Source organism: Mammaliicoccus sp. FSL K6-3158 (assembly GCF_038005105.1).
Classification (GTDB): Bacteria; Bacillota; Bacilli; order Staphylococcales; family Staphylococcaceae; genus Mammaliicoccus; species Mammaliicoccus sciuri.
The window spans coordinates 105,134-118,391 of the sequence record NZ_JBBOSL010000001.1 but is presented as its reverse complement, the minus strand read 5'-3'; the positions used below and the strand labels follow the sequence as shown (position 1 = coordinate 118,391).

General features: G+C 32.6%; 18 protein-coding genes. 7 read left to right on the top strand and 11 right to left on the bottom strand.

Annotation, left to right across the window (positions count from 1 at the left end; translation table 11 throughout):
- Positions 1 to 109: 109 nt before the first annotated feature.
- The gene (locus MHH94_RS00590; RefSeq protein ID WP_078355379.1) at positions 110 to 325 is read right to left on the bottom strand and encodes an SDR family NAD(P)-dependent oxidoreductase; all 216 of its coding nucleotides are present in this window, start codon (positions 323 to 325) and stop codon (positions 110 to 112) included.
- A 35-nt stretch (positions 326 to 360) separates the two neighbouring features.
- Complete coding sequence (locus MHH94_RS00585; RefSeq protein ID WP_058590939.1) at positions 361 to 609, bottom strand: SDR family oxidoreductase; 249 nt, start codon at positions 607 to 609, stop codon at positions 361 to 363.
- Between the two features lie 344 nt (positions 610 to 953).
- Here MHH94_RS00585 and MHH94_RS00580 point away from each other — a divergent pair, with 344 nt between their 5' ends.
- From MHH94_RS00580 to MHH94_RS00560, 5 genes are all read left to right on the top strand, one after another.
- Positions 954 to 1,520 carry a phosphoglycerate mutase family protein gene (locus MHH94_RS00580; protein ID WP_171992055.1) on the top strand — a complete coding sequence of 189 codons (567 nt, stop codon included), beginning with the start codon at positions 954 to 956 and terminating at the stop codon, positions 1,518 to 1,520.
- Between the two features lie 49 nt (positions 1,521 to 1,569).
- Positions 1,570 to 1,929: a hypothetical protein gene (locus tag MHH94_RS00575; RefSeq protein WP_340839296.1), complete on the top strand. Its 360-nt coding sequence runs from the start codon at positions 1,570 to 1,572 to the stop codon at positions 1,927 to 1,929.
- Between the two features lie 149 nt (positions 1,930 to 2,078).
- Complete coding sequence (locus tag MHH94_RS00570; RefSeq protein WP_088592667.1) at positions 2,079 to 2,558, top strand: GNAT family N-acetyltransferase; 480 nt, start codon at positions 2,079 to 2,081, stop codon at positions 2,556 to 2,558.
- 162 nt (positions 2,559 to 2,720) lie between these two features.
- Positions 2,721 to 3,575 (top strand): ABC transporter permease subunit, encoded by an 855-nt coding sequence (locus MHH94_RS00565; protein ID WP_119649964.1) that lies wholly within the window; start codon positions 2,721 to 2,723, stop codon positions 3,573 to 3,575.
- The gene (locus MHH94_RS00560; RefSeq protein ID WP_340839295.1) at positions 3,572 to 4,468 is read left to right on the top strand and encodes an ABC transporter permease subunit; all 897 of its coding nucleotides are present in this window, start codon (positions 3,572 to 3,574) and stop codon (positions 4,466 to 4,468) included. The genes MHH94_RS00565 and MHH94_RS00560 overlap by 4 nt, the downstream gene beginning before the upstream one ends.
- A gap of 97 nt (positions 4,469 to 4,565) precedes the next feature.
- On the opposite strand, the gene MHH94_RS00555 is transcribed toward MHH94_RS00560, so the two are convergent.
- Genes MHH94_RS00555 through MHH94_RS00530 form a run of 6 tightly spaced genes read right to left on the bottom strand, consistent with a single transcriptional unit; the run spans position 4,566 to position 8,523 of the window.
- Entirely contained in the window at positions 4,566 to 4,919 is a 354-nt protein-coding gene (locus MHH94_RS00555) for a hypothetical protein (protein WP_325889000.1), read from the bottom strand.
- A gap of 38 nt (positions 4,920 to 4,957) precedes the next feature.
- Positions 4,958 to 5,740: an amino acid ABC transporter ATP-binding protein gene (locus tag MHH94_RS00550; RefSeq protein WP_340839294.1), complete on the bottom strand. Its 783-nt coding sequence runs from the start codon at positions 5,738 to 5,740 to the stop codon at positions 4,958 to 4,960.
- Positions 5,741 to 6,445 (bottom strand): amino acid ABC transporter permease, encoded by a 705-nt coding sequence (locus MHH94_RS00545; protein WP_340839293.1) that lies wholly within the window; start codon positions 6,443 to 6,445, stop codon positions 5,741 to 5,743.
- 11 nt (positions 6,446 to 6,456) lie between these two features.
- Positions 6,457 to 7,170 carry an amino acid ABC transporter permease gene (locus MHH94_RS00540; RefSeq protein ID WP_340839292.1) on the bottom strand — a complete coding sequence of 238 codons (714 nt, stop codon included), beginning with the start codon at positions 7,168 to 7,170 and terminating at the stop codon, positions 6,457 to 6,459.
- Between the two features lie 18 nt (positions 7,171 to 7,188).
- Positions 7,189 to 7,980 carry an amino acid ABC transporter substrate-binding protein gene (locus MHH94_RS00535; protein ID WP_058590948.1) on the bottom strand — a complete coding sequence of 264 codons (792 nt, stop codon included), beginning with the start codon at positions 7,978 to 7,980 and terminating at the stop codon, positions 7,189 to 7,191.
- A gap of 15 nt (positions 7,981 to 7,995) precedes the next feature.
- Positions 7,996 to 8,523 (bottom strand): GNAT family N-acetyltransferase, encoded by a 528-nt coding sequence (locus tag MHH94_RS00530; protein WP_058590949.1) that lies wholly within the window; start codon positions 8,521 to 8,523, stop codon positions 7,996 to 7,998.
- A gap of 339 nt (positions 8,524 to 8,862) precedes the next feature.
- Here MHH94_RS00530 and MHH94_RS00525 point away from each other — a divergent pair, with 339 nt between their 5' ends.
- Both MHH94_RS00525 and MHH94_RS00520 read left to right on the top strand, forming a co-directional pair.
- A complete protein-coding gene (locus tag MHH94_RS00525; protein WP_325889002.1) occupies positions 8,863 to 9,879 on the top strand; it encodes an MsnO8 family LLM class oxidoreductase in 1,017 nt (338 codons plus the stop codon).
- A complete protein-coding gene (locus tag MHH94_RS00520; protein WP_058590951.1) occupies positions 9,876 to 11,201 on the top strand; it encodes an LLM class flavin-dependent oxidoreductase in 1,326 nt (441 codons plus the stop codon). The genes MHH94_RS00525 and MHH94_RS00520 overlap by 4 nt, the downstream gene beginning before the upstream one ends.
- 9 nt (positions 11,202 to 11,210) lie before the next feature.
- On the opposite strand, the gene MHH94_RS00515 is transcribed toward MHH94_RS00520, so the two are convergent.
- From MHH94_RS00515 to MHH94_RS00505, 3 genes are read right to left on the bottom strand one after another with little or no spacing between them, the layout of a single operon-like run.
- Complete coding sequence (locus MHH94_RS00515; protein WP_340839291.1) at positions 11,211 to 11,588, bottom strand: hypothetical protein; 378 nt, start codon at positions 11,586 to 11,588, stop codon at positions 11,211 to 11,213.
- Between the two features lie 38 nt (positions 11,589 to 11,626).
- On the bottom strand, positions 11,627 to 12,322 hold the full coding sequence (locus MHH94_RS00510) for a type 1 glutamine amidotransferase domain-containing protein (protein WP_106417364.1): 696 nt from the start codon (positions 12,320 to 12,322) through the stop codon (positions 11,627 to 11,629).
- A 1-nt stretch (position 12,323) separates the two neighbouring features.
- Positions 12,324 to 13,247: an NAD-dependent epimerase/dehydratase family protein gene (locus MHH94_RS00505; RefSeq protein ID WP_106417363.1), complete on the bottom strand. Its 924-nt coding sequence runs from the start codon at positions 13,245 to 13,247 to the stop codon at positions 12,324 to 12,326.
- Positions 13,248 to 13,258 lie beyond the last annotated feature (11 nt).

The following is a 13,258-nucleotide window of genomic DNA, read 5'->3' as shown; positions in this document are numbered from 1 at the left end:
TTTTTCTATATATTCAAATTCATTGAGTATGCTATTTGTCCGCCGTCTGCGAGATGAACTTGTACTGTCATGAATTTAGCTACGTCTGAAGATAGGAATAATACCATTTCTATGGATTGCCTTTCCGAGATTTCGTCATTTCTGTTTCTGTTAGTCCTGGTGCAATCGCATTAATTCTACCCCCATTTTCACCGTAATCGAATCTTGCTGATTTTGCCATCCCTACTACAGCATGGTTAGCTGCAATATATGGATTCATTTCTGGGTCTGCTATTAAACCTGCTACAAAAGCTGTGTTTACAATCGTTCCACCGTTTTCAAGCATGGTTGAATTTCATATTTCATAGATAAGAAGACGCCTTAAATGTCTACATCTAATACTTTATCAAAAGTATCTACGTCAATATCAGCAAATTTATTTAGTTTATTTAGAATACCTGCGTTATTATATACATGATCTAAACTGCCAAATGTTTCAACTGTTTTATCGACTAAATTTTTCACTTGGTCAGGTTGTGAAACATCTGTTCTTACAAAAATGGTTTTACTATATTTGTCTTTGATTTCTTGAACCGTTTGTTTAGAACGTTCATCAAAATCATCAAACACAATATTTCACCATTTTTATCAAATTTTAAAGCAGTAGCCTTACCAATACCCGAAAACGCAGCCGTAATCAGAACCGTTTTGCCTTCAAATTCACTATACTTAATCATCCGAATCACTCCTATAATATTTAATACTTATATCACATTAAGTAAATTTACATTATTGTTACAAAGTAACTCAGGTAAAATATAAATTTTTCAAAATTATTTATTTTAAATCATTATCTTTTTATTAATGAAAAAATATTGCCTGTGAAATGAATTGAAGTTGTATTATTATTAATGATTGAAACCTAACAAATAGCTATAATAAAACATATAATGAAGATTATGGGGGTAGCTATAATGATTTATATTATAAGACATGGTCAAGCTGAACATAATACAGATGAACCTTATAGTTTTAATATAAGGAATCCAAAGTTAACATTACAAGGAAAAGAAGATTATAAAAAGTTAAGAAAAGAAATTAGAAGTGATTCAAGATTTTGGGTTAGTCCTACTGTCAGAGCTATAGAAAGCGCACAATTATTAAGTGATGAAAATGATATTACAGTTGTTGATATATTAGCACCTAGAATTTATCCTTATAAAAAAGTTTCTTTAAATCCATGTGATCAAATGGTACCAAGTGATTATAATATAAGTTTGAATTTTATAAGTGTAACCGACGTAGCGCATCCAAATGATTTAAATGAAGAAGCATTTATTTCACATTTTAAAGAATTCATTGATGAATATATAGATGATGATAAAAATAATGTAATCATAACTCATGATGGCGTTATAGCAACTTTATTGGCGTATTATAAAAACATCAAACTTGAGCGAGATTCGAATCATGATTTGATGTTACATGATGATATATTTAAATTTAACAAGCAAGACTTTTTAAAAGGCTTTAATGAATAAAATAATTAGTTTTAACAAATTCAAAACTTTTATTTAGGTGTGGTACGAGATGGTAGAGTTATTTGTTGTATTAGGGGTTATTTTGACCAATGTCATTTATGATGTAATTGTCTATATGACGCATAATGATATTTCATATATGATATGTTTATTTGCCTACAGTATTGGTATATATTTAAGATATCAATTTCACGAGAGTCAAATACATGTAACACGAAGACAAAGGATTAAAGAGTTATTTATAAATCTCACGATATTTATGAGTATGAGCTTAGGTTTTATCCTGATAAAAGCAGCTGGGTGGGCAAATATTTATACAATGTTAATCTATTACTTTTTTATAGTTGGCGTTATCATTCTTTATATAAATAGAAAAAACACTCAAGTACGCGATAGCCGTGACAAATAACGTCATGGCTTTTTGTTATCTTGTTATTCAGGTATTTTCACTAATAATTGTGCAAAATGATTGGGTTCATATATAATGAGTCCTAATATTATTTCAAATAAATTAATCTAACATAATCTTGATTAAGCCCAAAGCAAAGGAGTTCTTTTATGATTATTCGAGAAATGACACAAGAAGATAACGCAAAAGTAAAAGAAATTATACAAAGCTCATTAGAATCACTTGGACTTGCGATTCCTGGGTCAGCTTATTATGATCCTCAACTTAACGATCTTCACAAATATTATGCTAATTTAAACCATGCGAACTATTGGGTAGCTGAAATTGAAGAAGAAATTGTGGGTGGCGTTGGAATAGCCCCTTTTAACGAACATGATAAAGTTTGCGAATTACAAAAGTTATATTTAATTCCAAAAGCACAAGGACTAGGACTTTCCAAGAAACTCATGGAAACCGCTCTGTCCTTTGCCTTTGAACATTATGAACAATGTTATTTAGAAACAATGCATGAATTAAAAGCAGCATGTATCCTGTATGAGAAATTTGGATTTACACTTTTAAACGAACCACTCCCAGGTTCTGACCACTCCGCAATGGATGCGTGGTATATAAAGTCTAAAGAAGATTAATAAAAGCCATGACAAATTACGTCGTGGCTTTTATTTCATTTCTCAGCAACAATACTTTCTATACACCCTTGTAAATACCTTCAAAAATATGTAAATTAAATATAAGTATCATTTTACACTAGCAGTAATACATATTATCTTTAGAAAGTAGGTAAATGCCTTATGAGAAAATTATACAATTTCATCATGGCGATAATTGCATTCTTATTATTAGCATGTTTGCCTGCTTTATTCGATGATCAACATTTTAGTTTCTTGAATTATCTTAATGCCTTGAAGTCGACATTTTTATACACATTTCATCCTCAAGAGATTATATTTACAAATAAAATATCACATATTGAACGCAGTTTATTTCCATTCTTTATTGAACCTTGGATAAATACTATTGTGATTTTGTTTGCTGCGCTATTGTTAGCTTTTATCGTATCTTTATTATTTACATACCTTCTATATGTTAATGACCATATTAAAAAATGGTATTTAAAAATTAATACAGTTCTATCTATTATTCCCGATATTTTTTATATACCTTTTTCTATTTCATTGATGATATTATTTTATCGATATACAGATATTCTATTGTTTAATGTAGCGAATAGTTCCGAGGATAAAGCTTTAATATTCCCTATTTTGGTGCTATCCATTATACCTTTAGTGAGTAGTGTGACATTTTTAAGTAGTATTCTAGATGATGTATCTCGTGCAGATTTTGTTGAATTTTCTAGAGCGAAGGGTTTATCAAATATAGAGCTATACTTTAAACACATATTAAGGAATTTGTTTGCATCATATTTAATCAACTTTAAACATATTATTTGGATCACGCTTTCAAGTTTATTACTTTTGGAAAGAATCTTTAACATGCACGGTTTGTCATCATTTATATTTGATTATGGATCTCCAGAAGTATTATTTGTCACGTTTATATTGATTTATGTACCTATATCTCTCGCCATATTTATGAGTCATAAAGTATTATTTACCATCACTGGCGTACGGGGAGGGTTATCATGAAGAAATTTTATATACTATTAACGTTACTTATCTTACCCGCCCTAGTTGGTGTGATTTATTTTGATTTACTAAACATCACGCCTAAATCTATGAATTTTCTATACAATTCTAATGGGGATATTATGAAAAGCTCGCCATTTGCACCTAGCTTCAAAGCATTGTTTGGTGTGGATACCGCTTCTAAAAACATGTTATTTGAAGTGTTATCAGGATATCGTATCACTATACTGATTATCATCGTCATATCAAGTTTATCTGTTCTTTGTTCAGTAGTAATTGGAACTTATTTAGCATTTAATCGCAAGACAACAAGTATTTACAGTATCTTCTCTAATGCTTTATTTTATATTCCTCAATCTATATTGGCGTATATCTTATTACAACCTTTACTATATGAAACAATAGATGGATTTACGACTAATATGCAATTTAGAATGACTTACAATATCATCATTCTTACAATCTTAATGATCCCTACGACTACTATGCTGATAAAAGAATCAACCCAGCACATATTAAATCAAGACTATATCGAAGCTGCTTATACCATTAGTCCTCATGATAAACATATTTTTATCAAACATGTATTACCTAACATACAAACTCAATATTTAATCATATTTTTGAGAATATGTTTTCAAACTTTGCTCGTCATGACACACCTAGCCTTCTTCAAAATATTCTTAGGAGGTACAAAGGTTTGCTATGGACCCGCATGTGAAATTATAGAACGACCAAGTATCAATGACTTAAGCAGTTTATTAGGCTTTCACTCTAACGAGCTAACAACAAACTGGTGGACATTCTACGCACCATTAGTTGGCATATTATATATATTTATCATTATTAATTTGATGTCTCAGGAATTGAAGAGATCAATACTTAAATATTAAAAAGCCGAGACGAAGGATGTCTCGGCTTTTTTTGTATTGAGGGTTGAGGGGCGCACGATATCTTTGGAGTCTTCGTGCGATACGACCTGATTTCACACTATAACGCACGATATCTCTCAGTCTTCGTGCGATACGGCCCTATTTTAGCCCCAACTGCACGATATCTCGTAGTCTTCGTGCGATACGGCCCTATTTTAGCCCCAACTGCACGATATCTCGTAGTCTTCGTGCGATACGGCCTGATTTGACCCCTAACTGCACGATATCTCTCAGTCTTCGTGCGATACGGCCCTATTTTAGCCCCAACTGCACGATATCTCTCAGTCTTCGTGCGATACGGCCTGATTTGACCCCTAACTGCACAATATCCCTCAGTCTTCGTGCGATACGGCCCTATTTTAGCCCCAACTGCACGATATCTCGTAGTCTTCGGGCGCTCAAGTCCGAACAAAAAAAGACTCGACACATAGCATGCCAAGTCTATTTTCATTAAAGTGTATGTTGTAATTGCCGTTGTTCTTTTAATTTGAATATATAATCTGGCGAAACTTTTTGTAAGAATTTTTTTGTGCGTTCTTGTTTAGGATAATTGAAAATTTCATGAGGTGTGCCCTCTTCAATGACATTGCCTTGGTCCATAAAGACAACTTTATCAGCGACATGTTTTGCAAATTCCATTTCGTGTGTGACAATAACCATAGTGACACCTTGATTTGCAATTTTAAGCATGACTTCTAATACTTCTCCTACGAGTTCGGGATCTAATGAGGCAGTTGGTTCGTCGAATAGAATAATTTCAGGATTAATCGCGAGTGCTCTAGCTATACCTGCTCTTTGCTGTTGACCGCCTGATAATTGACTTGGATATTGGTCGAGTTTATCACCTAATCCTACTTTTTCTAGTTCTGAAATTGCAATTTCTACTGCTTCTTTTTTTGTTTTTTTCTGTACGACAATAAGCGCTTCTGTTACATTTTGAAGAATTGTTTTATGTTTAAATAAGTTGTAATGCTGGAAGACCATTGAAGTTCTTTTTCTCAGTTCTAGAATATCTTGTTGATTGGTTTTATTTACATTAATAAGCTTGTTACCAACAATAATTTCACCTTGTTCTGGTTTTTCAAGTAGATTTAAGGATCGTAATAATGTTGTCTTTCCAGAACCACTTGGCCCTAGAATAGCAATAACTTCTCCTGTTTTTACCGATAAATCAACGCCTTTAAGTACTTCTATACCATTGAAACTTTTAACTATATTTTTAGCTTGAAACATTTAGAATTCCTCCTTATATACGGATCGTCTTTTTTCAGCGATACTTTGAATGTATTCAATGATTAAACTTAATATCCAGTAAATAATACCTGCAGCGATAAATGCTTCTAAAAATGAATAATTGTCTGCTGCCACAATATTAGCTGTGCCTGTAATTTCAGGTACGGCTATGATTGATGCTATTGAAGTTGTATGTAAGAATCCAATTAGCAAATTAGTGAAGTTAGGGAAAGCAATATCAATAGCTTGAGGCAACAATATTCTTTGAAACACTTCTTTATGTGTCATTCCGGTTGAATAAGCTGCTTCTATTTGACCGTGGTCAACAGATATGATGCCTGACCTTATAATTTCAGTTAAATATGCACCGGCAGTTAATGATAATGCCATAATGACAAATACTACGACAGGTATTTTGTTAGGATCAACTGAAATATACATTAAATCGGCAACTAATTTTATAAGAGCTGGTAAACCTAAATATATAAGCATAATGTGCAATATAACAGGTGTACTTCTGAAAAATGATGTGTAAAAATGCGATAGTGGTTCCATAAATTTAATGTGTCTTATTTGAATAAAGGATATTACAATTGCAATTAATAAACCGAATATTATTGGTAAGATGGTCATTAAAATAGTTAAAGGAATGACTTTAACCATCGCTTGTAACGCTACACCTATAAAGGGAATATCAAGATTCATCTCATCACTCCTTAAATTTTCAAATCATATACAGTAGTAAGTGAATCTCCTTTTCGAGTCAACTGACTTACTTTAGAGAATAATTTTTCTAATAATATTGCAGTTAAATAATAAATGATAGCCAGAGAAACATAGACTTCTAAAGAGTGATTACTTGAAGAAATTAATGTTTCCCCACGGCCAGACATATCCATGACACCAATCGTAAATGCCAATGATGTATCTTTTAAAAATCCAATAATCGTATTACCGAAATTGGGTAATGCTTGGTACATCGCTTGTGGAAAAATGACTCTCACAAAAGTTTGACGTTTTGTCAGTGCAATACTATAAGCAGCATCAGATTGATCTTTTCCAACGCTATTGACTGCACCTCTAATAATTTCAGCTATACTTGCGCCACTACCTAGCGCATAAGTGACGATAGCTGCATATAATGGTGGAATATTAGATGTATCAATACCCATTAACATGGTGATGACTGGTATACCATAGAACACAATAAACAATTGAATGATTATTGGTGTACCTCTGAAAAAGGATATATAAATAGTGCTTAACTGATTTAATATAGGTACTTTATATATTTTAGTGAGTGCGATTAAGAGTCCGATAACAAATCCAATAATGAGGGATAATGTCAAAATATATAAAGTAGTAGGTAAGTATTTTATAAGTTTTGGTAAAAAATCTAATATAAGTGTGACATCAAAGTATTTGTCCAATGCAAATCACTTCCTTAATCAATAAGAAGATTTAGCATAGTTTTCACCAAGCCATTTCTTACTTAATTTTTCTAGCGTACCATCTTCTTTAATTTCTTTTAGTGCTTTATCTACATCTTTACTGAGAGGCTTATTTTGCTTGTTGAACATAAAGTAAACTTTAGAGTTAGATAATACTGGTCCTACTGATTTTTGTTTAATTGGGCTCGTTTTATTCTGGAAATCAACTGCAAAAGGTGTTGTGACTGTTGCATCAGCTCTTCCTGTTTTTAATTGATTAGCTGTGTCATTAGAACCTTGTCCAGCATATCCAATATCAAAGTTATCATTTTGTTTCTTAGAAACTTTTTTAATAACAGGTACGGCGTTACTAGATGCAGAAACGACGACTTTTTTCCCTTTTAAGTCTTTAGGATCTTTGATTTCATTGTTATCCTTTAAGACCGAAAGTTTTAAAGGAAACACACTATAAGGCGTTTCATTAAATAAGAATTTTTTTGAGCGTTCATCACTTTTTTCCATTTGATGTGCAACCATATCGACTTTATTTTGCCCTAAACTTACTAATAAATTTGAGAAATTCATTGTTTTGAATTTAAATTTATAATTAGGTAATCGTTTATCAATTTCTTTAACAAGTTCGACGTCATAACCTGTTAATTCACCGTCTTTATCTATAAAGCAAATGTTAGGGAATTGTGTTCCAGTCCCTACATTAATGGTTTCGACTTTGGATTTACTTTTAGCAGAGCATCCTGAAAGTGCTATAAGTAATGCAAATGTTATAACTAAGCTTAATAATTTTTTCATAGAGACCTCCAATAATTATTGTTGTAGTAAGGTTTTATCAAATGAATGAGGTATTAATTCTTTATACATTCGTACAACTAAATCATCGTAATCAGTTTCAATTTCTTCATAAACTTTGTAACCTCTTCCTATGTACATATCCAATAACCATGGATGTTTTTTTGCAGAAGTTCCTAAAGTTAGTGCCGGTGACTTTAGTGTATTTTTTAAAATGTCATTTTCAACATAATCTAATAAGGTTCTACCTATGCCTTGTCCTTTAAATTTGGGTTTAGTAGCAAACCACCAAATGAATGGATATCGTGAATCAAATTCTGCAGACTCCCATGGAAATCTAATCGTAACTGTTGATGCAATTTCTCCATCTTTTTCTAATACATATGTAGAATTACTTTCAAGATTCTTTTTTGCTGCATCCAGATCTACTCGAACTGATGGCCAATCAATGCCAAGTTCTTTCAAAGGTAAGTATGCTTCTTTAATAAGAGAAAGATATTCATCCCAGTCTCCATATGTTGCTAACCTAATATTATAATGACTCATTTTATTCACTCCTATTTGTTCGAAATATAGTTTAAAACATTTATTTATACTATTCCGATAGATTTAGTATGTTTTAAACATTACAACTTGCGCAACTTTGTGTCAATAGTTATTTTTTGAATTTTTAAAATTTTAAAAAACAATCTTACTTAAACAACTAGCTAGTCTTGACGTTGCTAGTGTTACGGATAAATAACAATGAGCCTAATACATAATCGTCTTAAATTTAATGTTTTATTAATTCCGAGTAATTAGATATGTATACTTGACATAAAAGCATATTGTATTTAGTATTGCTATCATATTCAATTTTCAGAAAATTAAAAGGGGGTTTATAAGATGGATTTTAGTATCCTTAATCAAGTGCCAATCTCACATAATGGAACTGCACAGCAGGCGCTTAAGCAGGCTATAGAATTAGCAGTAGTTGCAGAAGAAACTGGTTATGCACGTTATTTCGTAGCTGAACATCATAATATAAATAATCTTGTAAGTACTGCACCAGAAATAGTTGTTGCCCATTTATTAGCAAAAACAGAAAAAATCAATATTGGTACTGGTGGTATTATGTTACAGCATTACAATCCTTTTAAAGTTGTAGAGGAATTTCACTTACTTAATCAATTGGCACCAAATCGTGTTGATTTAGGTGTGGGTAAAGCACCCGGTGGATTACCATTGTCTACTGAAATACTTCAATATGAATTAGAAAAAGGGAAACAAAATTTTGATGAGAAGTTTAAATTATTGAATCAATTTAATCTTGGAGATTTTGATTCATCACATAAATGGTCAAATATTAAAACAACTCAAAAAGAAAATAATTGGAACCCACCAAATGTATATTTACTTGGAGGCAGTGAACATACGGCATCATTTGCTGCTAGTGAAAAAGTCAATTTCATATTTGCACATTTTATTAATGCTAATCAAGAAAATTTAGATCAAGCTCTTAAAATATATAAGAATCAATACCCTGATGGGAAGATTATTGTAGCCATAGCAACTGTTATTATTGATAATGATGCAGACGAACGCTTTGTAAAAGACTCTATGAAGAATTATAGAATTCATTTTCATAATGGGAAATCCTTAAATTTAGGTTCACTTGAACAGGTAGAAGAGTTTAAAGCACAGACACTTGATTCTTTTGAAGTTGAAGAAGTCGAAACAGAAATTATAAAAGGAAGTACATACGAAGTAAATAAACAAATTGAAGAATTGAACCACTTAGGTTTAATTGATGAAGTTATGTTACATATACCTGTAAATGATCATAAATTAAGAAAACAAACCATTCTTCACTTATCCCCTAAAAACCAATTAAATATTAAAGAGAAAGAGGAGATTATATGAGTAAAAAAATAAAATTTGGTGTAATGCTCCATGGTCCAGGTGGTCACATGCATGCATGGAAATCAGATGAAGTACCAAGTGATGCAAGTGTTAACTTTGACCACTATATTGATATTACTAAACGTGCTGAAAATGCTGGATTCAGTTTCGTTTTTGTCGCAGACGGCTTATTTATTAATGAGAAATCTATTCCACATTTTTTAAATCGATTTGAACCGATTACTTTACTAGCTTCTCTTGCTTCTGTTACGACACGAATTGGTTTGGTTGGAACAATATCTACTACATATAGCGAACCATTTACTATTGCAAGACAGTTGATGACAATAGATAAATTATCTAATGGACGTGCTGGTTGGAATATTGTAACGTCACCTTTAGAAGGTAGTGCCGATAATTATAATAAAGGTGAGCACCCAGAACACGACAAACGATATGATATCGCAAAAGAACATTTAGAAGTTGTGCAAGGACTTTGGGATTCATACGAAGATGATGCATTTACACGTGATGTGAATAAAGGTGAATATGTCGATACAAATAAAATGCACGAACTCAATTACGACGGTGAATATTATAAAGTTAAAGGTCCATTAAATATAAGTAGATCAGAACAAGGTCAACCTCTTATATTCCAAGCGGGATCATCTTCCAAAGGAGTGGAATTTGCTGCTAAATATGCAGATGCAATTTTCACAAATGCTATAGATATTGAAAGTTCTAAAGAAAAGTATAAAAATATTAAATCAAAAGTACAAGCGCTTGGTAGGAACCCAAAAGAAGTAGGTGTATATCCTACACTTTCTCCAATAATAGCACCAACTGAAGCTGAAGCTGAAGAAAGATATAAATATATTCAAAATCTTGTAACTGTAGATGAAGCTTTAGATTATTTAGGTCGATATTATGACCATCATGATTTTAAACAATATCCATTAGATGAACCATTTCCTGAATTAGGTGATGTTGGTAAAAATAGTTTTCGTTCTACGACTGAATCTATCAAAAAAAGAGCACGTGAAAATAATTTAACTTTAAGAGAAGTGGCATTAGAAGAAACAACAAGACGTTCATCATTTTTTGGTACATATGAACAAGTAGCACATCAGATTATAGAATGGATTGATGAAGAAGCGGCAGATGGTTTTATTTTAACACCTCATATACTTGGTACTGTATATAAAGAGTTTGTAGAAAATGTTATACCTATCTTAGTAAAAGAAGGATACTATCAAACAAACTATGATGCTACAACATTAAGAAGCCAATTAGGCGTTCCATTTAAAGACAATAGATATGAACAACAACGTATTAATATATAGTTCAATTTCCTATTCATGTTGAATTTTTCTAAAGCTCATTATATTCATTATATTGAAGTTGTAATGCCCTGTATTATTAAAAAGCCGAGACGGCGAACGTCTCGGCTTTTGTCTATATTGATGGTTGAGGGGCGCACGATATCTCTCAGTCTTCGTGCGATACGGCCCTATTTTAGCCCCAACTGCACGATATCTCGTAGTCTTCGTGCGATACGACCCTATTTTAGTCCCAACTGCACGATATCTTTCAGTCTTCGTGCGTTTGCCCCCGATTTTAACCCCTAACGCACGATATCTCACAGTCTTCGTGCGATACTGCCCGATTTTACCCCCAACTGCACGATATCTCTCAGTCTTCGTGCGCTTTTGCCACAGCACCATGGCCAACAACTACACCCTCTTACACTAACCTCAGTCTTCCTGCGCTACTTCTTTTCTCCACTCAATATGCGTGCAACGGCTTGTGCGACTTGCTTTGGTGATTGTGGGTTTTGCCCTGTAACGAGTCTGTTGTCTACTTGAACATATGATGTGAATGGTACTTTTGCTTTGTTATATTTCGCATCTCGGATTTTAAGTTCACTTTCTAACATAAATGGTACAAGGCGCTTACGGTTAGCTAATATTTCTTCTGCATTTGAAAATCCTGTGATTTGTTTACGTTCGATAAAGTATCTGCCATTTTCATCTTTCACATTCAATAATGCTGCGATGCCATGACACACTGCTGCGACAACGCCACCGTGACGATATACTTCATTAACAGCATCTTGAATATACATATTATCTGGAAAATCAAACATCACACCATGTCCGCCGGTAAAGTAAATGGCATCGTATGTTTCAGGATTCGCTTCACGAATAGATGGACTGTTTTTAAGCTTCTCCATAAAAGTATGATCATTATAATAAGCCTTTGTTAGTTTATCTAGCATTAGTGGATTAAGACTTACCGGATCAATAGGTGTTTCACCACCGTTTATGTTAAACAAATCGATTTGATAATCTTCTGAATTAAAATAATCATAAAAATGAACGAGTTCACCTAGCCACAGTCCTGTTGGTTTACGTGTTCTTTCATAATATTCTGCACTTGTATTAACAATCATGATTTTCTTCATATTACGACTCTCCTTTTAAAATATTTTTAATGCCTTCTTTATAAGTTGTCACTTTAAAATCAGGAAATCTTTCTTTAAATTTATCGGACTTAAAGACGTTATCATATTTATATCTTGGTAATAATTCAGTAAGTTCTTTAACTTGTTGGTTAAATAGACTACCTAATTTAAATACCCACATTGGTACAGTCATATACTTAATTTTCCTATTTAAGATTTTCTCTGCTTTTTTCAAAATATCTTTATAAGACACACTATTGTCTGTTGGTAAATGCCAAGTTTCGCCGTATGCATCTGGTGTATTACCGAGCAATGCTAAGGCACGACTTGCATCAGGTGTCCATATAAGTGTACGTAATAAAGATGCATTAACCGGTACTAATGCACGTTTACCTGCTTTCACACGATTAAATACTAATGAATTGGTAAAACTTTGTGTCAATCCTGGTCCGTAGAATTCAGGAGCGCGACCAATAACAGCATGAATAGATTGATCTTTCATAGCTGATAACAGCATTTCAGCTATATCAGCACGTACTTGTGATTTACGACCTTCTGGTACAAATGGACTGTCTTCAACTTGTACGTTATCGTTTTTCTCATACATATACGTATTATCAAAGAATGCGAGTTTCGTATTTGTTTCTTGGCATGCTTTAATGACATTCTCCATAATCACTGGGAAGCGTTCTTCCCACATTTCTGAATTTGCAGGTAAACCAACAGCAAAATAGACTATTTCACTACCTTCCACTGCTTTAAGTGTATCTTCGTATTTCATTAAATCAGCAGCTACTAACTCGTCTGTATCATGAATTTTCTTTGGCTTTCTACCTACTAAACGTATATCTCTCGTATACTTTCTGTAAATTTCTTTAGCAATTTCTTGCCCAATTTGTCCGTTACTTCCTAAGATTGTTTGCATATCCAATGCTC